The sequence below is a fragment of the Saccharothrix sp. BKS2 genome (assembly GCF_047689505.1).
In the GTDB taxonomy this organism is placed as follows: domain Bacteria; phylum Actinomycetota; class Actinomycetes; order Mycobacteriales; family Pseudonocardiaceae; genus Actinosynnema; species Actinosynnema lopnurensis.
On record NZ_JAUQOL010000011.1, the window covers coordinates 200001 to 225703 of the forward strand.

The 25703-nt window shown below is 74.0% G+C and carries 22 protein-coding genes and 1 pseudogene; 10 read left to right on the forward strand and 13 right to left on the reverse strand.

Annotated elements, in window-relative coordinates; all coding sequences use genetic code 11:
- Window positions 1-189: 189 nt before the first annotated feature.
- The 4 genes and pseudogenes from Q5530_RS24125 to Q5530_RS24140 form a co-directional block, all read right to left on the reverse strand.
- Entirely contained in the window at window positions 190-1443 is a 1254-nt protein-coding gene (locus Q5530_RS24125) for a serine hydrolase domain-containing protein (protein ID WP_415365027.1), read from the reverse strand.
- A gap of 271 nt (window positions 1444-1714) precedes the next feature.
- Window positions 1715-2473 carry an endonuclease I family protein gene (locus Q5530_RS24130; protein WP_415365135.1) on the reverse strand — a complete coding sequence of 253 codons (759 nt, stop codon included), beginning with the start codon at window positions 2471-2473 and terminating at the stop codon, window positions 1715-1717.
- Between the two features lie 24 nt (window positions 2474-2497).
- Window positions 2498-2944, reverse strand: a pseudogene (locus tag Q5530_RS24135) (DUF6359 domain-containing protein); the annotation flags it as partial.
- Window positions 2945-3030: 86 nt separating this feature from the next.
- Window positions 3031-3408: a MerR family transcriptional regulator gene (locus Q5530_RS24140; protein WP_415365028.1), complete on the reverse strand. Its 378-nt coding sequence runs from the start codon at window positions 3406-3408 to the stop codon at window positions 3031-3033.
- 102 nt (window positions 3409-3510) lie between these two features.
- Here Q5530_RS24140 and Q5530_RS24145 point away from each other — a divergent pair, with 102 nt between their 5' ends.
- Both Q5530_RS24145 and Q5530_RS24150 read left to right on the forward strand, forming a co-directional pair.
- Complete coding sequence (locus Q5530_RS24145; RefSeq protein WP_415365029.1) at window positions 3511-4380, forward strand: NAD(P)-dependent oxidoreductase; 870 nt, start codon at window positions 3511-3513, stop codon at window positions 4378-4380.
- Complete coding sequence (locus Q5530_RS24150) at window positions 4377-4808, forward strand: PPOX class F420-dependent oxidoreductase (protein WP_415365030.1); 432 nt, start codon at window positions 4377-4379, stop codon at window positions 4806-4808. Before Q5530_RS24145 ends, Q5530_RS24150 begins: the two co-directional genes overlap by 4 nt.
- A gap of 21 nt (window positions 4809-4829) precedes the next feature.
- On the opposite strand, the gene Q5530_RS24155 is transcribed toward Q5530_RS24150, so the two are convergent.
- The 3 genes from Q5530_RS24155 to Q5530_RS24165 all read right to left on the reverse strand — a co-directional run bounded on the left by Q5530_RS24155 (window position 4830) and on the right by Q5530_RS24165 (window position 7475).
- Complete coding sequence (locus Q5530_RS24155) at window positions 4830-5369, reverse strand: hemerythrin domain-containing protein (RefSeq protein WP_415365031.1); 540 nt, start codon at window positions 5367-5369, stop codon at window positions 4830-4832.
- 69 nt (window positions 5370-5438) lie between these two features.
- Window positions 5439-6647: a hypothetical protein gene (locus Q5530_RS24160; RefSeq protein WP_415365032.1), complete on the reverse strand. Its 1209-nt coding sequence runs from the start codon at window positions 6645-6647 to the stop codon at window positions 5439-5441.
- Between the two features lie 30 nt (window positions 6648-6677).
- Entirely contained in the window at window positions 6678-7475 is a 798-nt protein-coding gene (locus tag Q5530_RS24165; protein ID WP_415365033.1) for an alpha/beta hydrolase, read from the reverse strand.
- A 105-nt stretch (window positions 7476-7580) separates the two neighbouring features.
- On the opposite strand from Q5530_RS24165, the gene Q5530_RS24170 reads away from it, so the two are divergent.
- Together Q5530_RS24170 and Q5530_RS24175 are read left to right on the forward strand one after the other, a co-directional pair.
- Entirely contained in the window at window positions 7581-8228 is a 648-nt protein-coding gene (locus tag Q5530_RS24170; protein WP_415365034.1) for a HemK2/MTQ2 family protein methyltransferase, read from the forward strand.
- Window positions 8212-8403 (forward strand): CDGSH iron-sulfur domain-containing protein, encoded by a 192-nt coding sequence (locus Q5530_RS24175; RefSeq protein WP_380635010.1) that lies wholly within the window; start codon window positions 8212-8214, stop codon window positions 8401-8403. Before Q5530_RS24170 ends, Q5530_RS24175 begins: the two co-directional genes overlap by 17 nt.
- A gap of 15 nt (window positions 8404-8418) precedes the next feature.
- Here the strand turns inward: Q5530_RS24175 and Q5530_RS24180 are convergent, their stop codons facing one another.
- From Q5530_RS24180 to Q5530_RS24190, 3 genes are read right to left on the reverse strand one after another with little or no spacing between them, the layout of a single operon-like run.
- Window positions 8419-9417: an iron-containing redox enzyme family protein gene (locus Q5530_RS24180; RefSeq protein WP_415365035.1), complete on the reverse strand. Its 999-nt coding sequence runs from the start codon at window positions 9415-9417 to the stop codon at window positions 8419-8421.
- A 9-nt stretch (window positions 9418-9426) separates the two neighbouring features.
- Window positions 9427-10500: a carboxylate-amine ligase gene (locus tag Q5530_RS24185; protein WP_415365036.1), complete on the reverse strand. Its 1074-nt coding sequence runs from the start codon at window positions 10498-10500 to the stop codon at window positions 9427-9429.
- A complete protein-coding gene (locus Q5530_RS24190; RefSeq protein WP_415365037.1) occupies window positions 10497-12005 on the reverse strand; it encodes an FAD-dependent oxidoreductase in 1509 nt (502 codons plus the stop codon). The genes Q5530_RS24185 and Q5530_RS24190 overlap by 4 nt, the downstream gene beginning before the upstream one ends.
- Before the next feature lie 59 nt (window positions 12006-12064).
- Between Q5530_RS24190 and Q5530_RS24195 the strand changes: the two genes are divergently transcribed.
- The 4 genes from Q5530_RS24195 to Q5530_RS24210 all read left to right on the forward strand — a co-directional run bounded on the left by Q5530_RS24195 (window position 12065) and on the right by Q5530_RS24210 (window position 18507).
- Entirely contained in the window at window positions 12065-12502 is a 438-nt protein-coding gene (locus Q5530_RS24195) for a DUF6098 family protein (protein ID WP_415365038.1), read from the forward strand.
- A gap of 410 nt (window positions 12503-12912) precedes the next feature.
- Window positions 12913-15147, forward strand: a complete 2235-nt coding sequence (locus tag Q5530_RS24200; protein ID WP_415365039.1) for an alpha-N-acetylglucosaminidase — start codon at window positions 12913-12915, stop codon at window positions 15145-15147.
- A 185-nt stretch (window positions 15148-15332) separates the two neighbouring features.
- Window positions 15333-16319, forward strand: a complete 987-nt coding sequence (locus Q5530_RS24205; protein ID WP_415365040.1) for a DUF6801 domain-containing protein — start codon at window positions 15333-15335, stop codon at window positions 16317-16319.
- 1 nt (window position 16320) lies between these two features.
- Window positions 16321-18507, forward strand: a complete 2187-nt coding sequence (locus Q5530_RS24210; RefSeq protein WP_415365041.1) for a hypothetical protein — start codon at window positions 16321-16323, stop codon at window positions 18505-18507.
- Here the strand turns inward: Q5530_RS24210 and Q5530_RS24215 are convergent.
- Complete coding sequence (locus Q5530_RS24215; protein WP_415365042.1) at window positions 18494-20512, reverse strand: neutral/alkaline ceramidase; 2019 nt, start codon at window positions 20510-20512, stop codon at window positions 18494-18496. The genes Q5530_RS24210 and Q5530_RS24215 overlap by 14 nt on opposite strands.
- Window positions 20513-20746: 234 nt before the next feature.
- On the opposite strand from Q5530_RS24215, the gene Q5530_RS24220 reads away from it, so the two are divergent.
- Entirely contained in the window at window positions 20747-22306 is a 1560-nt protein-coding gene (locus tag Q5530_RS24220) for a cytochrome P450 (RefSeq protein WP_415365043.1), read from the forward strand.
- A 15-nt stretch (window positions 22307-22321) separates the two neighbouring features.
- On the opposite strand, the gene Q5530_RS24225 is transcribed toward Q5530_RS24220, so the two are convergent.
- Both Q5530_RS24225 and Q5530_RS24230 read right to left on the reverse strand, forming a co-directional pair.
- Window positions 22322-23467, reverse strand: a complete 1146-nt coding sequence (locus Q5530_RS24225) for a hypothetical protein (protein WP_415365044.1) — start codon at window positions 23465-23467, stop codon at window positions 22322-22324.
- Entirely contained in the window at window positions 23464-24039 is a 576-nt protein-coding gene (locus Q5530_RS24230) for an RNA polymerase sigma factor (protein ID WP_415365136.1), read from the reverse strand. Before Q5530_RS24230 ends, Q5530_RS24225 begins: the two co-directional genes overlap by 4 nt.
- A 387-nt stretch (window positions 24040-24426) precedes the next feature.
- Between Q5530_RS24230 and Q5530_RS24235 the strand changes: the two genes are divergently transcribed.
- Window positions 24427-25629 carry a helix-turn-helix domain-containing protein gene (locus Q5530_RS24235; RefSeq protein WP_415365045.1) on the forward strand — a complete coding sequence of 401 codons (1203 nt, stop codon included), beginning with the start codon at window positions 24427-24429 and terminating at the stop codon, window positions 25627-25629.
- Window positions 25630-25703: the final 74 nt, after the last annotated feature.

Here is a 25703-nt window from a genome sequence, read left to right on the forward strand (position 1 = left end):
GAGGTGACGGCGGTTGCGCGGCGCGGTAGGGCGAACCGAGCGGAAATGGGCACCGGTGAGCGGGACCGGGTCGGGTGAGGTGGGACGGCTGCGGGGTCCCGGCGACCGGATCGTGACGGAGGCCGCCGGGGTGGGAGGCCGGCCCGGTGCCGGGCCGGCCGTGGTCGCGCGTCAGTCGCCACCCGGAGATCAGTCACCACCCGGCGGGTCGACCGGCCGACCGGTGACGGCCTGCTCCTCCCGCCGCAGGATTCCCCCCAGCGGGATGTCGTCGTAGTTGGCGAGGACGACGCCGACCCAACCGGTGTCCGGGTAGACGTTCCAGTTGACGGAGATGCCGCCCCCGCCTCCACCGCGCCCGAACACCCACTGGCGGCCGTCGACGAGGTGGAGCGGACCCGAGTACGCCCGGAACGACGTGGGCGTGCTCCCCGGGAGCTTGGCCCCGGTCAGCAGGTCCGCGTAGGGCCGGTCCAGCACCGTGCCGTCGCCCAGCGCCCGCGCGAACCGGACCAGGTCCGGCGCGGTGGCGAAGCCGTCGCCCGAGGCGTAGCCGATGAAGCCGCGGCCCGGGTTGCGGCCCGGCGCCCGCGGGTTCAGGCTGCCCCGGTCCAGGTTGCGGACCGCGTCCACCCGGCTGCCGTCGGGCTGCCGCATGTACGGGTGCGCGATGCGCTCGTCGGTGAGCCACCGCGTCCTGGTGAAGTACCCCGAGCGGGTCGTGCCGGAGCGTCCGAGGACGTGCTCGTGCACGTGGTCCCAGTACGTCGTGCCGGTCACGGCCTCCACGACCTGCGCGGCCATGGCCATGCCGGCGCCGGCGCCGGGGAGGTGGCCGTTGGACCCCGCGCCGGGGACGCCCACCAGCGTCGCCTGCCGGGTCCACCACCGGTGGTGCTCGCGCACCTCCTCCTCGCTGTGGAAGACGCGCTGCCAGTCCGGCATCGGCGCGTCCAGCCCGGAGGTGCCGGTGAGCAGGTGGTGGATGGTCACCTGCCCGGCGATGTCCGCGGCGAGGCCGTCCAGGTGGGCGCCCACCGCGTCCGACAGCGCGACCCTGCCCCGCTGCACCAGCCGGAGGACGGCCACCGCCAGGAACGGCCCGCTCGCCGAGGCGAGGTTGAACGCGACGTCCTCGTGGTTGCGGATCCCCCTCTCCCGGTCCGCCATGCCGTAGGCGCGCGACAGCACGGTCCGGCCCCGGTGCGACAGCAGCACCACACCGGAGAACCCGTCCCGCGCGGCCAGCTCCGCGACATGACGGTCATAAGCCCCACCGGGTCGGGTGTCCGGCGGGATCCGGTCGTGCCCGGACGGCTCGGGCGCGGCGTGGCCGGGCGCGGCGCCCGCCGGCGGCGCACCGGCCGCCACGCCGGCCGCCGCCAACCCGCCCCACCCGAGCAACCGCCGCCGGTCGACACCACCCGCGGAACCAGGCTCCACGATCACGGTCCTCCCTCGGTCGAGGAACCGCGCCTGCGCCACCCCTGTGCGGGTGCGCCGCGGTCCACCCCTCCACCGAAGACCCGGGACCGTTGCGGTGGCGTATGCGGTTCTCGATATGCCCGCGATATGCCCGCCATACACCTCTGACCGTCCACAACGGACAACACGCGCCAAGCGCCGCGTTCGGCAACCGGCGCACGAAGGACGGCGGCGTGGACCGGGTCCACGCCGCCGTCCTGGTCGCGTGCGAAGGGCAGTGCCGGCCGGGTCAGCCCCAGATCGACGCCGCCCACTCCGGGTGGTCGACGAACGGGTTCCGGTTGCCCTGGAACCGGTCGTGGATCACCTGGTTGCGGCGCTTCTCGAACGCGTCCGGCGGGTCCTGCGCGTGCCACCGCAGCAGCACCGACGACCGCCCGTGGTACGGCGCCGTCCCGTTGGCGACGCGGTCGTTCAGCTCCAGGTTCGCGAACCCGTCGCCGCCCTCGTAGCGCACCGCCATGTAGAACAGCATCCGCGCCACGTCGCCCTTCACCGCGTTGCGCGGCTCCCAGGAGTCGCCGTCGGTGTAGTTGCCCGGCGCCTCGGCCGCCACCGAACCGCCGCTGTCGAAGTCCTTGTTGCCCCGGTTGGCGTTCACCGACACGTCCTCCGGCCGCAGGTGGTGCACGTCGGTGCCCGGCCCGGTCGCGGTGCCGAAGTCGCCGTGCGACTTCGCCCAGACGTGCTCGCGGTTCCAGTCGTCGGCGTTCCCGCCGTTGGCCGACTTCGACTGCGACCGCCCCGAGTACAGCAGCACCACGTTGTTCGGGTTGGCCGGGTCCTCGTCGGTGACCTTCAGCGCCTCCCACACCTGGTCGTAGGACAACCGGGTCTGGTTGCGGATGATGCCGTGCAGCGCCGTCTTCAGCGTCGCCCCGGACTTGCCCAGCGCGGTGCGGTAGTAGTCGTCCACGCCACCGGGCGCGGTGGTCGTGGGCGCCGTGGTGGACCTGGTCGTCGTGGTCGGGCCGGTCGTCGTGGGCACGGCGCCGCCCGCGAAGGCGAACGCCGTGGTCGAGGTGAGGCCGGGGTGCGAGAAGTACGCGCCCAGCACCCCCGTCACGTCGACCTGCCTGCCCAGCAGGCCGGGGTTGGCGCGCAACCCCCACTGCGCCCGGAACGACGACGTGACCTGGACGTAGAGCATCTGACCGGTGCCGGTCTGGGTGGGCGAGTCGGCCAGCGCCAGCGCGTAGTCCGACGGGAAGCCCGACCGCACCACGGTGTTCGTGGCGGTCGGCTGACCCACCACGTAGCCCCGCACGGTCGCGGTCGCGCCGTTCTGCTGCCCGGTGGCCGAGGCCACCGTGACCGGCGCGGCGCCCGACGCCGCCGGAACCACCAGGGCCGCCGCCACCGCGACGGCGGTCACCACGAAAGCAATCGGATGAAGCAGGGACCGATTCCTCACGATCGCGTGTCTCCTCCCCGGTGCGGCGTCGCAGGGTGGCCGCACTTCGGCAGGATCGCACGGGGAATAACACCTCAGAGTGAATCAGTGCCGAATCTTCGGGGACGAAAATTCACAGGGCGACACCGACGTCAACAGCCGCGGGAGGACGACGGGGTACGCCGTTCGGCGGCGGTCAGGTACTCGTGGAGGGTTCGGCGCGAGCGGGTGAGGGTGTCGATGCGCTCGTCCACCTCGCGCAGGCGGTCGCGCAGGCCGCCCACGAGTTCGGGGCAGGGTTCGAGTTCGGGCACCGCCCCGGACGCGCACGGCAGCACGAACCTGATCTCCCGCGTCGACAGCCCGGCGTCGAGCAGCCTCCTGATCTGGACCACCGCCACCACGGCGTCGTCGCCGTACTCGCGGTAGCCGTTGGCGCCGCGGCCGGGCACCAGCAGGCCCTGCGCCTCGTAGTAGCGCAACTGGTGCGCGTGGACCCCGGTCCGCCGGCTCAGCTCCCCGATCAGCACGTCCGCTCCCCTTGACCTTCATATCGGTGTGAAGGTCGATGATCCTGCCATGAACACCGAACAACTCCCCCGGAGCGCGTGATGCCGGACCACCGCACCCCCGTGACCGTCGTCGGTCTGGGCCTGATGGGGCGGGCGCTGGCCGCGGCGTTCCTGCGCGACGGGCACCCCACGACCGTGTGGAACCGCACCCCGGCGAAGGCCGGACCACTTGTCGCGCAGGGCGCGGAGCCCGCCCACTCGCTCCGCGGCGCCGTCGCGGCCAGTCCCCTCGTGGTCGTCTGCGTCTCGGACTACGCGGCCGTGCGTGGACTGCTCGACCTGCTGGGCGACCTCCTCCACGACCGGGTCCTGGTCAACCTGACCTCCGGCACGTCGGACCAGGCCCGGGAGACCGCCGAGCGGGTGGCGCGGCGCGGCGGCGCCTACCTCGACGGCGCGGTCATGGCCGTGCCCCGGGCCATCGGCACGGCGGACGCCGTCGTCCTCCACAGCGGACCGCGGTGGGCCTTCGAGGCGCACGAGCCGGTCCTGCGCGTTCTCGGCGCGGGCACGACCTACCTCGGCGAGGACCACGGCCTGTCCTCGCTGCACGACGCGGCCCTGCTGGGCCTGATGTGGAGCGTGGTCAACGGTTTCCTCCAGGGCAGCGCCCTGCTCGGCACCGCGGGCGTCGACGCCGCCGCGTTCACCCCGTTCGCCGGCACGCTGCTGGCGACCGCGGCCGACTGGTTGCCCACCTACGCACGGCAGGTCGACGACGGCGCCTACCCGCCCTTCGACGCCACCCTCGACACCCAGCTGGCCGCGATCGAGCACCTCGTCCGGGAGAGCGAATCGCTCGGCGTGAACGCCGAACTGCCGCGGTTGTTCCGGGCCCTGGCCGACCGGGCGGTGGCCGCCGGGCACGGCGGCAGCAGCTACGCTGCGGTGGTCGAGCAGTTCCGCGACCCCTCGGAGGTGCGGCCGTGACCGAGGACCCGTTCGACCCCCGCGCGCTGCTCGCGCGGAGCAGGCTCGGCGTGCTCGCCACCATCAAGGCGGACGGCCGCCCCCAGCTCTCCCCCGTCATGCCGTACTACGACCGGGAGCACGAGGTCCTCTACGTGTCCATGACCGAGGGCCGGGCCAAGACGGCGAACCTGCGCCGCGATCCGAGGGCCGCGCTGGAGGTCACCAGCGCCAACGGCCGGTCGTGGGCCACCGCCGAGGGCTCGGTGACGCTGACCGGGCCGGGCACCGACCCCGGCGGCCCCGAGGTCGAGGCGCTGGTGGAGTACTACCGCCTGGCCGCGGGCGAGCACCCGGACTGGGAGGAGTACCGGTCGGTGATGGTGGCCGACCGCCGGGTGCTCATGACGATGGCGGTCGACCACGTGTACGGCGCCGACATCGGCTGACCACTCCGGCGGGGGGCGCGGTCACGGGTCGCGGGGCACCTGCACCGCGCGGGCCACCAGGTCGGCGTCAACCGCGCCGAGCCTGCCGGTCAACCCCGACAACGCGTCCGCGAGCCGGCGCTCCTCGTAGGTGAAGTGGGTCTCCAGCAACGCGGCCACGCTGTCCAGCTCGGTGCGCAGGGCGAGCGCGGACACGCCGCCCTCCCCCGCGCGCTCGACCAGCTCGGCCAGCTCCCGCAGCGCGTCGGTGACGATGCGGTGGTCCCGGCCCAGCTCGTCGAGCACCGGGCGCAGCTCGGGGTGCTCCCGCGCCAGCACGGGGAACGCGCCGTCGTCCTCGGCGGTGTGGTGCGTGGTCACGGCCGCGCAGAACGACAGGCAGTGCGTCCGCAGGTCGATCGGCCGGCCGCGTTCGCCGGCCAGGTGCTCCTCCAGGTGGTCGCCCAGCTCCTCCAGCCGTTCGCGCAGCGCGATGTGCACCTGCACCAGCTGGTTGCCGAACGCCACGAGGCGCGCTGACGGGTCGTCGATGTGGTCCCCCTCGTACCGGGGGGAGATCATCTCACGCGGTGCTCGCCGGCGACACCGGTCTTGCGCCGCGCCTCGGCAGTCCGCCACCGCGATCCCGGTTCAATCGGCGAGCACGTCCCACGGTTGGCCCTGTCGCCGTGGTGCGACGGCGACCAGGAACCTCCCCCGAGCGGCAACGGCCAGGTCGCCACCGGCGAACCGGTCCGCGTCGGGACCTCCTGCCCGGTGCCTGGCCCGCAGGTCGCGGACCAACGCCCAACCCTCCTGCGGCGACAGGGGTTCGTCGAGGACACCCAGCAGCAGAGAACCCCGACCCACGTCCACCGGATCGATCGGGATCCACCTGCCCCTCATCGACCGGCCCGCCACCCGCGTAGGCGTTTCCGGCGCCGACTCGAACAGCTGGTGGGCCACCAGGGGCAGCACGTCCTCACCGGCGGAGAACAGGGCGTCGGCGGACACCAGGTCGGCCGATCGCGGCCGCCTCGGCGGAGGGGACCACCTGGGTGTGTCCGCTTCGGCGCCGTGCGGGGTCGGGAAGGCGTCGCCCTCGACCGGAGCCGGGAGCGCATCGGGTGCGACCACTCCGGGGAGGGTCGTCAGGGCAGCTTCATCCATGTGCCAAGGCGGAGACGGCGGGCGCGGCTCACCCACTTCACCGTCCAACCAATCCCCCTCTTCAGCCGGCGCGTAGAGGTGGACGGTCACACCGTCGGCAGTCAGGTACGCCCAGGTCATGACCAGGGGTTGGTTCCGGGCGTGCGCCCAGGGCAGCAACCTGTTGAGCCGCTCCTCCTGCTGGACGGTCGAGGCAGAGGGCCGGGAGGAGCGGCCCCTGGCCTCACCGGCGAGCAAGAACTCCGGCGTGCGGAAAAGGAGGTCGGGCCGAATACGCGATTTCGAGTACTTCCGCGCCAATGCCACCGGCAGGGCATCGAAGTTGTAGAGCGCGTCGGAACCGGCCACCCACTCGTAGGCGCTCTGCACTGCGGCCGAGAGCATACCCAGGCCGAACGACTCGCTCACGAAGCGGCGCACGTGGAGGGAGCTGGAGCGGAACTCGTCGTGCAGCAGGTGAACAGCTCCGTCCGCTCTGTCGAGCAGGTAGCTCCGCAGCAGGCGCAGCTCATTCTCCCGCGTCGCATACTTGATCTTCAACGATGCCGTGGGAGCCATGGCGTTGATCAAGATGATGTCCGCCACGTCGACCGGCAACCGGCGACGCTCCCCGAAGGGGAAGATCTCGTCGACCGCGGGAAGGTGGTCAGGACCGGTCCGGCTGGTCCACCGGTACTGCTGGATGGTCACCCAACTCATCCAGGCAGCGTAGAGATCATCTCACGCCGTGCTCGCCAACGACACCGGTTCCGGCGCCCGCTCCACCTCGGTGGCCGGCTCCGCCTCCCGCGCCCACGCCGCCAACCGGGGCGCCAGCAGCTCGTACAGCTCCGGGTCCAGCGCCATGCCGGTGTGCGTGCTCCTGACCTCCACGCACTCCGCGCACGGGTCGGCGCACAGCTTCGGCGGCGCGATCACGTCGTTGGGCGAGAACACCGCGACGGCAGGCACCTCCAGCGGTCGGGCCATGGCCTCGGAGTTGGTCTCGTAGCAGGAGCCCGCGAAGCAGTCCTCGTCCAGCAACCCGGGCAGACCGGCGGCGGACAGCCGCGCCAGCATCCGCGCCACCCGCACCACGCTCGGGTGCGCGCCCAGGGTGTCCAGCACCGGGCTGCCGACCATCACCAGGCCGCGCACCAGTTCCGGCCGCCGCACGGCGAGCAGCCTGGCCAGGCCACCGCCGCGGCTCTGGCCGAACAGCACGACCGGGCCGCCGGTCTCCTCCGCGTGCGCCTGGAGGCGCCGCTCCAACCGGTCCACCAGCTGCGTGGTGCACCCGATGTTGAGCCCGATGTGCGCCCCCGCGGGCACGTAACCCCGGTTGCGCAACCACGTGCCGGTCAGGCGCAGGCTCAGGTCGCCGAAGCCGAAACCCGGCACGAGCAGGACGCCGAGGCCCCTGCCCTCGTCCGGGTCGGCCCCGCGCCAGGCCGGGTGCGTGATCAGGCGCGGGATGTCCAGCATCGCCACCACGACCTGCTCCCTGGCGGCGGCACGTGCCGCTTCTACTACACCCACGGCAACACCTCCACGTCCGGGAACCGGGGGTTCCCCCGTCAGAGGGCGGTTGAACCTCCGCATCGCGGTTCGTTTGCGGATCCGAACGTCGGGAACCACTGTCCTATGTGGTTCTGGCGACCGCCCGGTGTGTACCGCCCGCAGGAGGACACCTGGCTCATGGTCGAAGCTCTGGCGGAGGCGGGCATCCCGCGCGGCGCGCGGGTGCTGGACGTGTGCACGGGTACCGGGGCCCTGGCGGTCACCGCCGGTCGGGCCGGTGCGGGCGAGGTGACCGCGGTCGACCGGTGTCGGCGCGCGGTGGCGGCGGCGTGGGTGAACGGGAGGTTCCGGGGCGTGCCCGTCCGCGCCCGGCACGGCGACTTCGGCGACCTGGTGGGCACCGGCGAGTTCGACGTGGTGACCGCGAACCCGCCCTACGTGCCCAGCACGACCGTGCCCGCGCGCGGCCGCGAGCGGGCCTGGGACGCGGGTTCGCGCGGGCGCGCGGTGCTCGACCGGCTGTGCGCGGTGCTGCCGCTGCTGCTGGCGGCCAAGGGCGTGGGGCTGATCGTGCACTCCGAGCTCTGCGACCCGGACGTGACGCTGCGCCAGCTGCGCGGCGGTGGCCTCAAGGCGGCCGTGGTGGCGCGCCGGACCATCCCCTTCGGACCGGTCATGCGCGGCCGCGCGCCGTGGCTGCGCGAGCAGGGGCTCATCGAGGAGGGCCAGCAGCACGAGGAACTGGTGGTGATCCGTGCCGACGCCGCGTGACGCGCGCAAGGTGACCGTGGTGCCCGGCGGTCCCCTCCTGGTGGAGGGGCCGGTCGAGGTGCGGATGGAGGACGGCACGGTGGTGAGCTCGGACCGGTTCGTGGTCGCGGTCTGCTCGTGCCGCCGCAGCAAGCGCTACCCGCTGTGCGACACGAGCCACCGCAAACGACGTTAGGGCGGGCACACCGGGCTAGAGGGGCAGGCGGAGCGCCGTCTGCCCCTTTTCCCACGCCCCCAGCAGGTGCTCCCCCAGCCGGGCCTCCAGCAGTTCGGTGGCCTGCACGCCGAACACCACCGACGCGGTCAGCTCCGGTTCGCGGTCGAGCAGGTCGCCGATCACGTCCAGGCGCATCACCTGCTCGTGCACGGCGTCGGCCTCGATGTGCTCGGTGAAGAACTCGACGCAGTCCGGGTGCGCGTCCAGGCGCTCCAGCGCCTTGGCCATCCGGGCGGCGCTGGGCGCGGTGCTGATCTCGGCGGCGGCGAAGTGCCCGACCAGCGCGCCGCGCAGCGACCGGTGCAGCCCGCACAGCGACATCAGGTTCACCGTGGCGAGCATGACCGCGGGCGCGTGCTCCAGGTAGTGCAGGTAGCCGTGGTCGAGGTCGGCGCCGTCCAGGAGGTTCGCGAACAGCTGCGAGTGCATCCGGTCGCCGCGCCCGCCGCCGAACTCGTCGAACTCCACCGCCACCAGCGCGGCCTTGGCCTTGCCGCGCAGCCTCGGGATGACCCAGGCGTGCGGGTCGGCCTCCTTGAGGTGGTAGATGGAGCGCAGCGCGAAGTACTCGCGCACGTGCCACCACTCGCCCCGGTCCCGGAGGAAGTGGCTCACGCCCGTGCCGTCGACCGGTTCGACCAGCAGTTCGTCGAGCACGCCCGTGAGGTCGGAGCCGCCCGGCACGTCGGCGCGCAGCGCGTCCAGGAAGACGCGCTCCAGCGCGGCCCGGAACCTCAGCAGCTCGGGGTCCCACTCCCACTCGTCCGACACGCCCGCGAAGCCCTGGTAGTGCAGCTCGTAGCAGACGTGCAGGGCCAGCTGGAGGTCCTCGCCGTACGGGTCGGCGGTGACGCCCGCCGGCAGTCCGACGGCGGGCGGGGCGCCGCGCAGGGCGTCCAGCACCGCCGCCGACAACGGCCCGCGCGGCGCGGGCAGTACGGCCGAGTCGACGGCCCGGTCCAAAGAGGTCATGCGCGTTGACTACCCACTTTCGGTGACGATCCACGTGAGGAGGTCCACGGCGGGACCCGCCTCGCCCGCCGCGCGCTGCCGCTGCGCGCCCGTGCCGCCGGCCAGCACGTCGCTCAGCAGCGACCCCACCTGGTCGCGGTCCTCGCCCAGGTGGTCGGACACGTGCGCCACCAGCGCCTCCACCAGCTCCACCGCGGGCACCCGGCGCGCGGCCAGGACGTCCACCCCGGACCCGGTCAGGCCATAGCGGGCCGCCGACCACACGGCCGCCGCCAGCACCTGCTCGTCCGGTTCCGGCGGCGGCGAGCCGGCGGCCAGCGCGGTGCGCACCAGCGCCCGGGTCAGCCCGGCCTGGAGCACGGCGTGGGCCGCGGTGGCGGCGGTGTCGGCCACCCGCACCTCCACCGTCGGGTACCGGGGCGACGGGCGGGCCAGCCAGAACGTCTGGGCCGCGTCCGCCAGCACGCCGCAGTCGACGAGCCGGTCCACCGCGGCGTCGTGCTCGGCGGCGGTCTTGAAGTAGGGCGTGACGCCCGCGCCGGGGAACTTGGCCTGTTCGAGCATCCGCCAGCTCGCGTACCCGGTGTCGCGGCCCGCGTGGAACGGCGAGTTGCCGCCCAGGGCCAGCAGCGTGGGCAGCCACGGCCGCAGGTGGTTGACCACGTGCACGGCGGTGTCCCGGTCGGGCACGCCGACGTGCACGTGGCAGCCGCAGCACTGGTAGTCGGCGACCTGGCCGCGGTAGAGGTCCTCGATCAGCTCGAACCGCTCACCCCGGCTCAGCGGTGGCGCCGGGTCGGCCAGCACGGGCGTGCCGGTCGCGGCCAGGCGCAGCCCCTCGGCGCGGGCGGCCCGGTCCAGCACCCGGCGGCCCGCCACCAGCTGCTCGGCCAGCTCCGGCAGGTCGCGGCAGACGCCGCTGGCGAACTCCACCTGCGTGCCGATCAGCTCGCGGTGCACCTTCGCCCCGGCGGGCAGGTCGTGCGGCGCGACGTGCGCCAGCACCTCCTCGGCCCGTGCCACCGGCCGCCGCGTCCCGGGGTCGACCAGCAGGAACTCCTCCTCGACCCCGACCGTGGTCAAGCGGGGTCCCGGCGGGGCAGCGGTTCGGTGGCCGGACCCTCCAGCACGGCGCCGTCCACGTCGAACCGCGAGCCGTGGCAGGGGCAGTCCCAGCTGCGCTCGGCGTTGTTGAACCGCACCAGGCAGCCCAGGTGGGTGCAGCGCATCGACACGGCGTGCACGCCGCCCTGGTCGTCGCGGAACACGCCGACCTTGTCCTTGCCGTCGCGCACCACGCGGGCCTCGCCGGGCGGCACCTCCGCCACCGAGTCGACGTCCGCGCCGCGCAGCCGGTCGCCGACGAAGTCCGCGGCGACCTTGGCGTTCATCTTGGCCAGGGTCGGCGTGGACGTCAGCGACAGCCGGTGCGGGCTGAACCGCTCGGCCCAGGCGTTCTCCCGGTCGCGGACCAGGTCGCTCAGCAGCATGGCGGCGATCGTGCCGCTGGACAGGCCCCACTTCTGGTAGCCGGTCGCGCCGTAGAGCCGCCGGTCGCCCGGGGTGTAGGGGCCGATCATGGGCAGCTTGTCGTAGGGCACGGCGTCTTGGGCGGACCACAGGTGGGTGATCTCCTCGACGTCCCAGCGCTCGCGGGTGAACCTGATCAGCTCGTCGTAGGGCTCTCCCTCGTCGGAGCCGGTGGTGTGGCTCTGCCCGGCCACGATCAGCCGCTCGCCGTCGGTGGACAGGGACCACGACGGGCTGCCCGCGCTGATGGCCAGGCCGGTGGGCGGCTCGCCCGAGCGCAGCGTGGCCGCGACGCAGTAGGCGCGCGTGGCCTCCAGGCGGGCGAAGTAGAGGCCGCGGTCCAGGATCGGGTAGTGGGTGGCGATCACGACGCGGTCGGCGACGACCGTGCCCGCCTCGGTGCGCACGCGGACCCGGTCGCCCTCCTCGATGCGCAGCACGCGGCTGCCCTCGTGGACGCGGGACCCGTCGCCGTCGACCCGCTCGGCCAGCCCGCGCACGTACTTGACGGGGTGGAACACCACCTGGTCGTCCAGCCGCACCGCGCCCGCGACCTCGAACGGCACGCCCATCAGCTCGCCCCGGTCGAGGACCACGGGCAGCCCCGCGCGCAGGGCGGCCTCCGCCTCCGCCTCGACGGCGGGCAGCTCGTCCTCGGTGAGGGCGTAGGTGTAGGCGGGGCGGCGGCGCAGGTCGCAGTCGACGCCCTCCCCCTCGGCCAGCGCGGCGACGAACCCGACCGCGGCCAGGCTCGCGGCGGCGTAGTCGGAGGCCGCCTCCACGCCCTGCTTCTTCACCAGTTGGGTGTACACCGTGGACTGGAGGGCGGTGACCTTGGCGGTGTTGTTGCCGCTGACGCCACCGCCGACCCGGTCGGCCTCGACCAGCGCCACGCTCAGGCCCGCGCGCTTGAGCAGCAGGGCCGTGGTCACGCCGGTGATACCGCCGCCCACGACCGCGACGTCGACCGAGGTCTCGCCGGAGAGGGCGGGGTAGCGCCCGTGGGGGATGGTCTCGGACCACAGCGAGTGCCGGGCCGTGGTGGTGGCTTCCGTCATGCCTGACCCATACCCGCGAGGCGGATGTTCGAACCTGTGCCAACGGGTAATCCAGGCCCATGCGCACCTTCACCGACCTGATGGAGCTGACCGACCTGGTGGAGACGCGGATGAGCACGACCGAGCTGTTCGTGCGCTGGTCGCGGGGCCCGGAGGCGGACGGCGGGCAGCGCAGCCGCGACGGGTTGACCGGTGGCGCGCTGCCCGGTCTGTCGGCCAACTCGCTCGGCGTGGAGCCGTGGTGGGGGAACCGGCCCCTGCGGCTGTGGGTGGCCCGCCGGCTGCACGACTACCGGCACCTGCGCGAGCGGCGCGCGGAGGGCACCCGGCCGTGGGTGCTGGAGGGCGTCGAGGTCGGCCGGGGACCGGACAACGAGCCGCTGGTGCGCTGCCGTCGACCGGTCGGCTGGATCTCCGACGAGGTGCTCGCGGAGTGCGAGGACCTCGTCGTCGCGCACGCCGCCTCGCCGTGGGGTCCGCTGGACCGGGAGGGCTGAGCGCGGCTAACGGCGGGGCCGCCGCGGGCCGACCGCGCCACCGGGCGTCCGACCACAGCAGACCGGGCGCCACCTGAAAGCGGGAAATCGGTCATCGAACAGGTCGCAGTCGTCCCCCTGTCGAGTCATGCACGGGGCCGGTGACGGTCGGCCGAGAGCACCGCGGACCGCCTTCCGGACGCGGCGCCACCGGTGCCGCGGCGGTCCCCCGTCCCACCTCGTGCGCTCCGTCCTCCTCGTGCCGTGCGCCATTCCGGTGAGCAACGATCTTCCTGTTACTGCACGTAATCGACCGGTAACCAGATGTATAGCGCATCCGTACCATGTGGCTGATCCAAACGGTCTACCCGCACCGCCGACGACAGCCAGGCGGACGTCCCCGGCACCGCAGCACCACAGGAGGAGCACACATGACCGCTGTGACCAGGAGGACGTTCCTGCTCGTCTCGCTCGCGGCCGGCTCGCTCGCCGCGGCCGGCCGCACGCCGTCGTCGCCGTCGGGGGCCGACTCCGCCGCGGTGCGGAAGGCGATCGAGCGGCTGCTCGGCTCCGACGCCGCCGAGCAGTTCGTGCTCGACGAGCTGGCCCCCGCCGCCGGCGAGGCCGACGTGTTCGAGATCGGCGGGTCGAGGGGCGAGGTGCGGCTGGCGGGCAGCGGTGGCGTCGCCCTGATGTCCGGGCTGCGCTGGTGGCTGGAGCACGTGGCGGGTGGCCACCTGTCCACCAACGGCGACCGCACCGCGCTGCCCGACGACCTGCCCGCGCCGGCGCAGTCGGTCCGGCGGTCCACCGAACTGGTCGAGCGGTACTCCAACAACTTCACCTCATTCGGCTACACCAGCCCGTTCTGGGGGTGGTCGGAGTGGGAGCGCGAGCTGGACCGGCTGGCCATGAGCGGCGTCAACCGGGCGCTCACCCTGGTCGGCCAGGAGATCGTCTGGTACGAGGCGTTCCAGCACTTCGGCCTGTCCGGGGCGGAGGTCCGGCGGTGGATCGCGCAGCCCGCGCACCAGCCGTGGCAGTGGTTCGGCGAGATCACGGGCTACGACGAGGCCGACAACGCGCACTGCGGCCCGGTGAGCCGGACCCTGCTGGGCCGCCGCGCGCAGCTGGGCGGGCGGATCGCCGACCGGATGCGGGAGCTGGGCATCACGCCGGTGTTCCCCGCCTTCGCCGGGCACGTGCCCGACCGGGTGTTCGCCGAGCGCAACCCCGACGCGCACGTGGTCGCGCAGGGGAACTACGCGGGCCACCCGCGGCCGTACTGGCTGGACTGCACCGACCCGCTCTACCCCGCGGTCGCGGAGCGGTTCTACCGAGCGCAGGCCGAGCACTTCGGCACCACCACGCACTACTCCACCGACCTGTTCCACGAGGTCGGCGACGACGAGCTGCCGGCGCTGCTCGACGGCGCCGACCTGGCCCGCGCGGGGGTGGCCGTGCAGACCTCGCTGGAACGGGCCGTGCCGGGCGCGCGGTGGCTGCTCCAGGGCTGGCACTCCAACCCGCGCCGGGCGCTGCTGGACGCGGTGGACCGGGAGCGGGTCGTGGTGCTGGACATGGACTCCGACGACTCGCGCAAGTGGCAGCACACCGAGGCGTACTGGGGCACGCCGTGGTGCTGGGGCACCATCAACAACTTCGGCGGCCGGCTCGGCATGTTCGGCAACCTGGTCGAGCCCGGCCGCACGCTGCCGGCGGTGCGGGTCGACCCGGCCCGCCGACGCCTCGTCGGCATGGCCGTGGTGCCGGAGGGCACGCACCACAACCCGGTGGTGGCCGATCTGCTGGCGGAGATGCCGTGGCACCGGGAGCCGGTCGACCTCGCCGCGTGGGTCCGGGACTACGCGCGCCGCCGGTACGGTGCCGACGACCCGCGCGCCGCCGCTGCCTGGGACATCCTGCTGCGCACCGCGTACGCCCACTCCGCCACCGGCCACACCAGCGGCGAGGGGCCGCACGAGACGCCGTTCGCGGCCGAGCCGGCCCTCGTCGTGGGCTCGGCGTCGATGTGGGGGCCGGACCAGTGGCGGTACGACCCGTCGGAGTTCGCGCCGTGCCTGGACCACCTGCTGGCCGTCGCGCCGCCGCTGCGCGACTCCGCCCCGTACCGCTACGACCTGGTCGACGTCACCCGCCAGGTGCTGGCCAACCGGGCCCGGCTGCTGCTCGACCGGTTGCGGGCCGCGCACGAGAGCGGGGACCGCGAGGGCGTGGCCCGGCACAGCGCCCGGTTCCTGCGGGCGCTGGACCTGAGCGAGGAAATCCTGGGCACGCACGAGGACTGGCTGCTGGGGCGCCGGCTGGCGCAGGCGCGGTCCTGGGGGTCGACGGGGGCCGAGGCGAACGCGCTGGAGAGGGAGGCCCGCACCCTGATCACCACGTGGAGCGCGCCCGCGGCGCCGGCGCTGCGCGAGTACGCCAACCGCGACTGGCACGGGCTGCTGAGCGGCTACTACCGACCGCGGTGGGAGCGGTTCTTCGAGGTGCTGACGAACACGGGTGAGCCGCCCGTGTTCCAGGACTGGGCCGAGCGCGGGCACGCCTGGGCGCGGGGCCGCGAGCGGTACCGGACGCGACCGGCCGGCGACACCTTCGACACGGCCGCCCGGATCGCCGCCGCCCTGGTCGAAGACCCCCTCTGAGCAATTGGCAATTTGCCGACATCCCGGAGGGATTTTGAAATAACTCGATCGTGTGAGCAAAATTGCGGAATACGCGGTGGTCGTTGAGCGAACGGCACAGATCCGCGTATGGTCCGACGCGGGGTGCGGAAAAAGAAATCCGAGGGGAATTCGGGGAATTCCCATCCGGGACGGGGTGTGCGCAGGTGAGCGGTGTTCGGAAAGGACTGCCCGCGCTCCGCGCCCTCGGGGTGGCCGCGGCGGTCCTCCTCATCGGAGGCGCGGGCGCACCCCCGGCCTCGGCCGCCCTCACGCTGCGGTACACCTGCTCGTTCCCCGTGATCCGCGACCAGCCGATGACGGCGACGATCACCTGGAACGCCTCCGACTCGCACGTGGTCGGCGAGGCCACCCCGCCGGTCCCCGTCACCGCCTCGGCGACGATCGCACCCTTCGTCACGCAGGCGCTCACCTTCGCCGGCGCGACGACCGTCGAGGGCTCGGCGGCCGCCGACGCCGTCGTGACCGCGCCGGAGGGCGACATCGGCGTCACCACACCGCTCACCGTGCCCGTGACCCCGGTCCCGGCGTCCGGGCCGATGACGTTCACCGCGCACGGGACCGCGCGGTCCCTGGTCTTCCGGCAGCCGGGGAACGCGCGGATCACCCTCGGCGGGCTGGCCCTGCGCATGGTCCCGAGGAACGCGGACGGCGACCTGACCGCGATGGGCGAGGTCCACGCGCCGTGCCGGTTGGATGCCGGGCAGGACGGCGTCCTGGCGTCGTTCCGGGTCCTGCCGGCCGAGGGGAGCGCGACCCGGCCGACCACCGCGCCGCCACGGCCGACGGCGGCACCCGGACCGACCGCGCCGGGCGGTGCGCCCACGGCCCCGGGCGGGTCGGCTCCCGCGCGGGTGACCGGACCCGACGCGCCGGACGGCCCGGACCCCGGCACGCCCGGCGCGGTGCCGGCCGGGATCGACGACCCGGGCACCCCGGCCGCCACCGCGCCCACCGGCGCGTCCGCCACCGCACCCTCCACCGCCTCGGCCGGCGGCACCCGCCCGACCGGTGACCCGAACCTCTCGCGCCTGCTCCTCGTGGCGGTCGTCGTCCCGGCCGTGGGCGCCGTCGCGGGCGGTTGCGCCTGGTGGTCGCGCCGCCGCCGCGGCGACGGGCCGGAGGTCGGCTGAGATGACCGGTGTCCCCCCGGCCCGGAGCCGGCCCCCGGTGCACAACGAGGTGGCGGGGACCGTGGACGGGGCGGTCGTCCAGGCCGGGGTGATCCACGGCGACGTGCACATCACCGGCTCGTCGGTGCGCGTGGAGCGGGACGAGCTGGCCCGGACCGCCGACGAGCTGGCCGAGGCCGTCCGGGACCGCTGGCTGGAGGAGGAGGAACGGCGGCGGATCCGCGACCCGGTGCCGCTGCCCGTGCGGTGGGGCACGGCGGACGACGGGCTGATGGACCACTGGGCCAACATCCGCCTGGCACCGGCCGGGGAGGCGGTCGAGCCCCTGGAGCTGGCCGGGCACCTGGGCCTGATCACCGAGGTCTACCGGCGGATCCCCTCCGGCCGGCTCGTGGTGCTGGGCCGGGCCGGGTCGGGGAAGACCGTCCTGGGCCTGCGGTTCGTGCTGGACCTGCTGGCGGCCCGCGCCCCCGGCGGACCCGTCCCGGAGATGTTCGGCATCGGGTCGTGGGACCCCACCGCCGAACCGCTGAAGGAGTGGCTGAGCGGCCGGCTGAGCCGTGACCAGCCCGGTCTGGCCACGGTCGGCCCCACCGGGGAGACCCTGGCCGCCACCCTGGTCGCCAAGGGGCTGGTGCTGCCCGTGCTGGACGGGTTCGACGAGATCGCCGACGGCCTCCACCGGGTCGCGCTGCGGGAGCTCTCCGCGATCTCCCTGCCGCTGGTGCTGACCAGCCGGTCCGACGAGTACACCACCGCGGTGGGGCGGACCAGGGGGCTGACCCACGCCGCCGCCGTCGAGCTGACCGACCTCACCCTGGACGATTTGGCAGACCACCTGCTGCGCGGCAGCCCCAAGACCGTCACGCCCGAGTGGCGGCACGTGCTGGCCGAGCTGCGCCGTGCCCCCGCCGCCCCGGCCAACGCCAACCTCGCCGCGGTGCTGACCACTCCCCTGATGGTCTCCCTGGCCCGCACCGTCTACGGCGAGGGCGACCGGGACGGGCGCGACGACGGGCCGGCGGCGCTGCTGGACCCCGCCCTGTTCGACAGCCCGGAGAGCCTGGAGGAGCACCTGCTGGGCAGCTTCCTCCCGTCGGTCTACCGGCTGCGGCCCGGCGACCCGCGCACCGGGCCCGCCCACCGGTGGGACCCGGACCGCGCCCAGCGCTGGCTGGGCCACCTCGCCGGGCACCTGCACCGGCTCGGCACGCGCGACCTGGCCTGGTGGGAGCTCGGCGCCTCGGTGCGCCGCTCGACGCGCACCCTGGTGATCGCGTTCCTGGCGGGTCTGTCCTTCGGGCTCGTGACCGGGATCGGGAACATCCCGGTGGACCTGGTCGCCACCTCCCGCGGGCTCGACTTCGCGGTCCGGCGCGGGATCGTGGTCGGCCTCCTGCACGGTGCGGTGGCCGCGGTGGCGTTCGGCCTGGTCTACCGGTTCGCGGACGGGAGCGAGGCGCTGAAGCCGTCACCGGTCCGGGTGCGCGTGTTCGGCGGTCTCCAGCGCCGGGGCGCGCCGTTCACCGCCAGGATCACGTCGGGTGCCGTGGTCGGGCTCCTGGTGGCGCTCGCGCTGCTGCTCGTCGACCGGCTCCTGGTGCCCCGGCTCGGGCTCGACGACGGGCTGGGGGGCGGGCGGGCTGCCGCGGTCCTGTTCCCGCTCCAGGTGGGGTTCTCGGCGGGCCTCGTGCTGGGGTTGATGACCTGGCTCGAAACGCCGATCGACGTGCGGGCCGCGGTCAGCCCGGCCGACCTGCTGAGGTCCAACCGCGCCAACGTGGTCTCCCACTTCCTGGTGTGGGCGCTGGTGCTCGGCTCCGTGGCCGCGGTGGTGCACGGCGTCACCGGCGGTATCGCCAGCAGCCTGGAGGTCGGGCTGGTGTTCGGCGTGGAGGGCGCCTTCGGGGCCGGGATCGGCTACGGGCTCTGCCTGACCGCCTGGGGGCAGTGGGCCGCCCTGGCCCGCATCTGGCTGCCCCTGACCGGCCGGTTGCCCTGGCGGCTGGTGGCGTTCCTGGACGACGCCTGCCGGTTGGGCGCGCTGCGCCGGGCGGGCGCGGTGTACCAGTTCCGCCACGCCCGGCTCCAGGACCACCTGACCGGCGCGCCGACCACGCGCGCCGGCCCGTCCGGGGACGTCGGGACCGGGGACGTCGGGACCGGGGGTGCGGTCAGCCCACCGTGAACGACCTGCTGGTCCCGGTGAACCCGGTGATCGCGCCGGTCCAGCCGCTCTTCCAGTCGCCGTGGTGGACGATGCGGTACGTGCCCGCCGGGGTGTCGGCCGGGATGGTCCAGGTGATCACCGCGGTGGAGTTGGCCACGCCCTCGCGCTGCCAGTGGTAGCGGGTGGACCAGTCGCCGTCGTCGGCGTGGCGGGTCCACCGGCCGTCCACCAGGCGCTGGACCTCCAGGAAGGTGCCGTTGCGGCGCAGGTTGTTCTTGGGGTGGCCGGTGACGAACACGGCCGTGGCGGTCTGCCCCGGGGTGTGGGCGGCGGCCGGTTCGGTCAGCACGTCGCCGAAGGACCTGCCCAGCGGCTTGTCGTCGAACACCACGCCGGTCTGGAGGTTGATCCCGGTGAACGGCGGCCTGCCCGGCGTCGGGCCGGGGCCGAGCGGCGCGCCCGTGCGCAGGGACTCGGCGAGCGCGCCGAACTCCTGCTGGTAGGCGGGCAGGGTGTTGCGCCCGAACAGCGTCGAGCCGCCCTCGTACTGCTGGAGGTCGTACTCCTCCGGGGTGGTCACGTACTGGCTGTAGTCGTTGGCGTAGCCCTGGACCAGCACGTCCTCCAGCGGCACGCCCGCGCCCTCGGCGACCGCGCGCCGGATGCGCAGGCCCGCCACCACCGTGACCTCGGCGGGCACCGCGACCAGGTGCAGCGGTCCGATCCGGACGACCTGGAGCGGCAGCACGTCCGGCGTCGCGCCGACCAGGCCGGTGGGCACCAGGGACGCCTTCGGGTACTGGCAGTCGCGCAGCCACTGCGGCACCTCGACGTTCAGCGGCTCGAACAGCGCCTTGAGCGGGCTCTGCATCCCCTCGCTGAAGCCGGGCAGCGCCGGCCCGTCCTCCACGCTGCCCGCCATGGTGGACGCCCCGACCACGCCCGAGCAGGTGGTGCCGGGGCGGCCGTCGGTGGTGTGGCGGCCCGCGACCGCGACCCGGGACATGTCCACGAACCGCATCCGGGAGTCCACCCCGCCGGTGACGGCCCGCTGCGGGCCCGCGAACACCTCCTGCGCCTTGCGGTTCTGGCGCTCACCGATGATCCGGGTGTTCTCCACCTCGTCCTCGGTCGGGCCGGAACCGGGACGCAGGTTGAGGTTCGGCGACATGTCGCCCGCGTTGGTGTTGGGGAACGCGGCGACGAAGCCGGGGCGGTCGTCCAGGTAGCGCACGCCCTCGTCGTCGTGCTCCCACTGGTAGGACGCGTACCCCTTGTTGTCCGGGCTGATCAGCGTGTTCCGGTTGGTCATGGACGTGTTGTGGGTGGCGAACCAGCTGATCGCGCCGACGTCCTCGCCGCCGCGCCGGAACCGCAGCACGGTCATGGTCGGGTCGATGGCGTTCGGGAAGTGGGCCTTGTCGGCGGCGGGGTTGCGCTCGAACGCGGTGCGCGAGCGGTTGACGCTGGCGTTGGCGAGCTGCCCGCGCCCGAGGGACAGCTCGCCGGGCGCGAGGTCCTCGTGCGCCTCGACGACCGATTCGGCGATGCCGTCCGCGATGGCGTTCAGGGTCTGCGGTTGCAGGCCGAGGACCGACAGGTTGTAGGCGAGGTTGTGCGAGTAGCCGCCGGGGCCCGCGTGGGTGTGGGTGGCGGACAGCAGCACGTTCTCGCGCGTGTAGAGGTCGCCGTAGCGGGGCCGCAGCCGGTCCAGCACGGCCTCCTGCACGGCGCGGAAGATCATCGCCAGGTCGGCGTTGACGTAGGCGACCCGCTTGCCGGTGGCCCGGTCGACCACGACGTAGGCCCGCGAGCGCTGGCGCTGGTGGATGCCGGTGGTCTTCTGGTCGAACGAGGAGTAGCCCATCATGCCGTTCTCGGCGGCGGGCCCGGTCACGTCGGAGATGCCGCGCCCGATCAGGTAGGGCTGGTCCTGTGATCGGGCCTGGGTGGCGGGCAGGCCGACCACCACCAGCGCGGCGACCAGCGCGGTGGGCAGCAGCGAGCGACGAGAACCCCTCATGCGCACTCCCGAAATACGCGAAACCTCTTCACTTTCGTTCGGACGGTAGTGGCGCGGGCCACCCCCGGCAAGTCCACCCCGAAGTCGGCGTGGCGGGTGGTCCCGTCGCCTCACCGTGACGAGGCCACCGGTACGGGTGGTAATTGCGCCGAACGGGTCTGCCGGCGTGCCGGGTGCGCGGATCCGGGGTGGACTCCCGCCGAACACCACGGCTGAACCAGGAGGCTGTCCCGCTTGAGCACCGCGTCCCGTCCGACCCCACCCCACTCGGCAACGCACCACCCGGCCACACCTCACCCGGCCGGACTCCACCCGGCGACGCACCACCCCACCGCGCACCACCCCACCGCGCACCACCCCACCGCGCACCACCCCACCGCCCCCTGTCCCGCCGCGCCGCAGCCCACCGCGCCCCGGACCGCCGAACACGCCCACCCCGGCGCCGGCGCGACCCGGTCCACCCCGGCCGGGTCGGGCCCGGCCGGATCCGCCTCGACCCGGTCCCCTTCGGCCCGCCCCAGCCCGACCGGGTTCCGCTCCGCCACCGCCCCCGGCGCGCTGCCCGTCCTCGGCCACGCCTGGCACCTGGCCACCAGGCCCGTCGAGTTCCTGCGCTCGCTGCACCGCCTGGGCGACCTGGTGGAGATCAGGCTCGGCCCGCGCCCGGCCCACGTGTGCTGCCACCCCGAACTCCTGCGCCACGTCCTGGTGCACGACCGCGTCTTCGACCGGGGCGGGCCCGCCGTGGAGCGCGTCCGCGACGTCATCGGCGACGGGCTGGCGACCTGCGGGCACGCCGAGCACCGCGCGCAGCGCCGGATGATCCAACCGGCGTTCCACCCCGACCGGCTCCGGCGCTACGCGCGGGTCATGGCCGAGGAAGTGGGCGCGGCGGTCGAGGTGTGGCACCCCGGCGAGGTCGCCGACGTGCACCCCGCGCTCCAGCGGCTGTCGCGGCGGATCGTGGTGCGGACCCTGTTCGCCGACGACGCGCCCGCGACCGTGCACGACGTCCAGCAGGGCGTGGAAACGCTCCTGCGGGGCTTCCTGCCGCTGATGCTCGTCCCGTCCGGCCTGCGGCGGGTGCTCACCGCGGTCCACCAGCCGCACCGGTCGGCCGCGCGGTCGCTGCGGCACGCGGTGGAGCGCCTGGCCTCGGCCCGCCCGCCCGGCGGGCTGGTGGACGAGCTCGCGCCGCTGACCACCGACCAGGTGCACAGCCAGGTCATGACCATGCTGGTGGCGGCCGTCGAGACGACCGCCGCCACCATGACCTGGTGCCTGACCCGCCTGGCCCGGCACCCCGAGGTCCAGGACGCGGTGCGGGCCGAGGCGGTCGGGACGTCCGCCCCCGCCGACCTGACCTACACGCGGCGGGTGCTGACCGAGACGCTGCGGCTGCACCACCCGACCGTGCTGATCACCCGCACCGTCACCGAGCCGGTCGAGCTGGCCGGGACCTGGCTGCCGCGCGGCGCGACGGTCATGACCTCGCCCACCGCGGTCCACCTGAACGAGGACCACTACCCGCGGCCGATGCGGTTCGACCCCGACCGGTGGGACCCCGCACGGGGCGCCACGCCGCCGCCCGGGGCGTTCCTGCCGTTCGGCGGCGGCGCGCGGCGCTGCATCGGCGACACCTACGCCATCACCGAGGCCGTCCTGACCCTGGCCGCGATCACCCGGCGGTGGCGGGTGTCCCTCGCGCCGGGTGCCGACCTGCGCACCACCATGAGGGGTCCGGTCCCCTGCCCGCGCCGGGCCGTGCTGCGCTTCGACACCCACCGCGGGTGAGGTGGGCCGGGGCGGTCAGGGCAGGTGCGGCAGCTCCTCGTCGAACAGGACCACGCCCCCGGCGTCGCGGGCGGTGAAGCGCACCCACGTCCGGTTCGGCACGAGCTCGGTGCCGGGCGGCAGCACGACGACGAACGTGCCGTTCGCGGCCGGGCCCCCGACCGGGGCGGCGCCGGCCACCGAGACCGACACCCCGGTGGCCGCGTCGGGGGCCGGGCCGCCGAGCGCCAGGCCGCCGGGCACGGGCTCGGCGAAGGTGGCGCGGACCGGGAACCCGTGGGTCAGCCCCCGCGTCCCGACCCGCGCCGTCCCGGGCTCGGGTCCGGGGCGGCAGAACACCATCCGGATGGCGCTGCGGCCCAGCACGACCCCGTCCGCGTGCGCGCCGGGCTGGTAGGAGTCCGGGTCGAGCACGGGCTGCGAGGCGTCGCGCAGGCACTCCCCCAGCAGGCGCCCGGCCGGCGAGGCGCGGTCGGGCTCGGGGCCGTCGGGGCGGTCCCGGGTGGTCAGGCCGGGCGGTCCGGACACCGGCGCGTCGCCGGCGGTGGTGCTGGTGCCGGTCGGGTTCGTGCCGGTCAGCGCGACGAACAGCCGACCGGCGGCCCTGCCGGTGACGGTGAAGTCGCCGTGGGGCCCCGAGCCGCGCACGGGCAGCGCGCCGTCCGGTGCGGTGGTGGTCCCGGCGACCACGCCCTCCCGGCTGACCAGGGCGCCGGCGGCCGGGTCGGAGACGGTGGCGGTGGTGGGCGTGGTCTGGCAGAACAGCGGCACCCCACCGGCCGTGGCCGCGACCACCCGGAGCGCGCCGCCCCCGGCGCTGAAGTGCGGCGTCCAGCCGGAGCGGTGCGGGTAGCGGTCGGTCGCCCCGTGCCGCTGGACGGCGGTCCAGCAGCGGTCCAACGCCACCCGGTCGGCCTCCGCGTCCACCGGACGGGCCGCGGCGGCGGGCGGAACCGGCTGGTCGGTCGTCTGCCGGAGCACGACCACCGCCCCCACCACGAGCACGGTCGCCGCGGCGGCCGCGACCACGGCGGCGGACGGCGCGGGGCGGGACCACCGGGACCGGGCGGTGTCCCGGTCGAAGTCGGCGCGCAGCCGGGCCCGCACCGCGGGGGGGATCGGGCGCCGCTCGGGCAGCCCCGGGATGTCGTCGTCCTTCACTGGGCGTCCTCCACTGGGGTGTCCTCCGCTGAGCCGCGCAACCGGGCGCGGGCACGTGACAGGTTCGACCGCACGGTCACCTCGGACACGCCGAGGTGGCGGGCGGCCTCCGGGACGGGCAGCTCGCCCAGCAGGCACAGCTCGGCGGCCTGGCGCTGCCCCCGGGGCAGCCGCCGGATCTCCTCGACGACCCGCCGCAGGCGTTCCCGGTCGTCGAGGCGGTGCACGACCGCGTCGGCGTGGTCGGGGACGTCGGTGGGTGCGGCGAGCTTGCGCAGCAGGCGGGTGCGGCGGGCCCGGCCGCGGTGCCTGGTGCGCGCCAGGTTGCCCGCCATCGTGTAGAGGATGGGCAGCGCGCTCTCGCGGACGAGGGCGGTGTCCGCGCGGGTGCGCCAGGCGGTGAGGAAGGTCGCCGAGGTGATGTCCTGGGCCTGCTCCCAGGACCCGGTCAGGCGGTAGGAGTAGTTCCACACCGCCTCGACGTGCCGTTCGAACAGCAGGCCGAAGGACTCCCGATCACCGCGCCGCCACAGCTCCGCGTCCCCCGGTGGGTCGACCCCGTCGACCGCCACCGCACCCGCCGATCCCCGCCGGCCATCGTCGTCCACGTGGATGAGGTGCCGGCAGCGGCCGGAGTGTTGCAGCGGCCGGTGGGACAGCCACCAGGTGGCCGGCCGCGAAGCCGGATGATGCCCTTCATCGCCTGCATCACCTCCCTCGCCATCACCTTCGCGCTTCCCGTGCGCGGTGCTCGGGGATGGAAGGTCTCGATGCACGCGGCCGTCCCCGCTGGTTCGGTGGCCTGCCGTACTGGTGGCTTGCGGCAAGCCCCACCTGACGCCGCGCAGAGGAAACGGCGTCGCGCAGCCTGCACTACTCCTAGTGGACCGGGTGCATGGGCCACGCCGAACCATGTAATGCGTACCGTGGGTGTCGTCCGTGAACGGGAGGTTCCGCCGATGAGCCCGGAAACCACTATCGGAGATCGCATTCGCCGCTTCCGTGGCAGGCAGATGACCCAACAGGACCTGGCCACCAGGGCCGGGGTGAGCGTCGATGTGATCCGCAAACTCGAGCAGAACCGCCGGGGCACGTCGATCGGCACCCTGCACAAGATCGCGCGTGCGCTCGACATCGACACGTCGTTGTTGCTCGCCAAGGGGGCATCGGTCCCCTCCGACGAGCCGAATGCCGGCGTTGTGGCGATCCGCCATGCACTCACCTCGATTGATGATCTTCTCGGACACGCCGAGGGTGAGGCATTGCCGCTCGACGAGGCGAAGCGCACGGTGGATTACGCCTGGGGCGCCTACTGGGCCGGCAGGTACGAGCTGTTGGCATCGCTCCTGCCGTCGGCTCTCACCCGGGTGCGCGCCACGGTGCACGCCGTGAGTCCAGCGGAGTCGATCAAGGCCAACGACCTGTTGGCCCGGTTGTACTGGGTCGCGGGCTGCGCGCTGGTGCACATGGGACAACCGGATTCGGCGTATCTCGCCATCCGGATGGCGCTGACCGCCTCGCAGGGCGGTGATGACCCGCTGTTGGACGCGACACTGCGCGGTTCGGTTGCCTGGCAGCTCCTCGTGCAGGGTCGCTACGACGAGTCGATCCGGGTTTCAACCTCCACGGCGGCCGGCATCGAGCCGAACGGCGACGTTCCGCCTGAGCACCTGTCCGCGTTCGGCAGCCTGCTGATCACCGCCGCCACAGCGGCCGGGCGTGCCCAGAGGGTGGACGAAGCACGGGATTTCCTGCGGTCAGCGGGGGATGCGGCCGACCGGATCGGGTACGACCGCGACGACTACGAGACGGCGTTCGGCCCAAGCCAGGTCATCATGCAGACCGTCGACGTGCACCTGGTGACGGAGAACTACGCCGGCGCCCTGAACGCCGCCAAGAGGATGCCCCGAGACGCACGGCTGCCACTGGCGCCCAGTGCCCGACACCTGGTCGACCGCGCCTACGCACTCGCGCGGCTCGGCCACGACCAGAATGCGCTCGACACCCTGTTGACGGTGGAGCGGATGGCACCCGACTGGATCCGTTACCAGACGTTGCCGCGGCTCGTGGTCAGCGAGCTGGTCGAGAACCGGCGACGCCGCGTGAAGGCATCGTCGCTTTTCGGACTGGCGCGTCGGCTGGGAGTGGACTCCACCATCTGACAGGGGGAAAAGTAGGACGCTCTGCCCTACCGGCCGCAAGTCGATCACTCATAGCGTCACTTCCGGCACGGAGG

What these genes read in the sequence shown, in the direction of transcription:
- Q5530_RS24155 (WP_415365031.1), bottom strand. Translation starts at nt 5,369, where the DNA reads ATGATCTCCCCCCGGTACGAGGGGGACCACATCGACGACCCGTCAGCG.
- Q5530_RS24170 (WP_415365034.1), top strand. Translation starts at nt 7,581, where the DNA reads ATGTGGTTCTGGCGACCGCCCGGTGTGTACCGCCCGCAGGAGGACACC.
- Q5530_RS24180 (WP_415365035.1), bottom strand. Translation starts at nt 9,417, where the DNA reads ATGACCTCTTTGGACCGGGCCGTCGACTCGGCCGTACTGCCCGCGCCG.
- Q5530_RS24190 (WP_415365037.1), bottom strand. Translation starts at nt 12,005, where the DNA reads ATGACGGAAGCCACCACCACGGCCCGGCACTCGCTGTGGTCCGAGACC.
- Q5530_RS24195 (WP_415365038.1), top strand. Translation starts at nt 12,065, where the DNA reads ATGCGCACCTTCACCGACCTGATGGAGCTGACCGACCTGGTGGAGACG.
- Q5530_RS24200 (WP_415365039.1), top strand. Translation starts at nt 12,913, where the DNA reads ATGACCGCTGTGACCAGGAGGACGTTCCTGCTCGTCTCGCTCGCGGCC.
- Q5530_RS24210 (WP_415365041.1), top strand. Translation starts at nt 16,321, where the DNA reads ATGACCGGTGTCCCCCCGGCCCGGAGCCGGCCCCCGGTGCACAACGAG.
- Q5530_RS24215 (WP_415365042.1), bottom strand. Translation starts at nt 20,512, where the DNA reads ATGAGGGGTTCTCGTCGCTCGCTGCTGCCCACCGCGCTGGTCGCCGCG.
- Q5530_RS24235 (WP_415365045.1), top strand. Translation starts at nt 24,427, where the DNA reads ATGAGCCCGGAAACCACTATCGGAGATCGCATTCGCCGCTTCCGTGGC.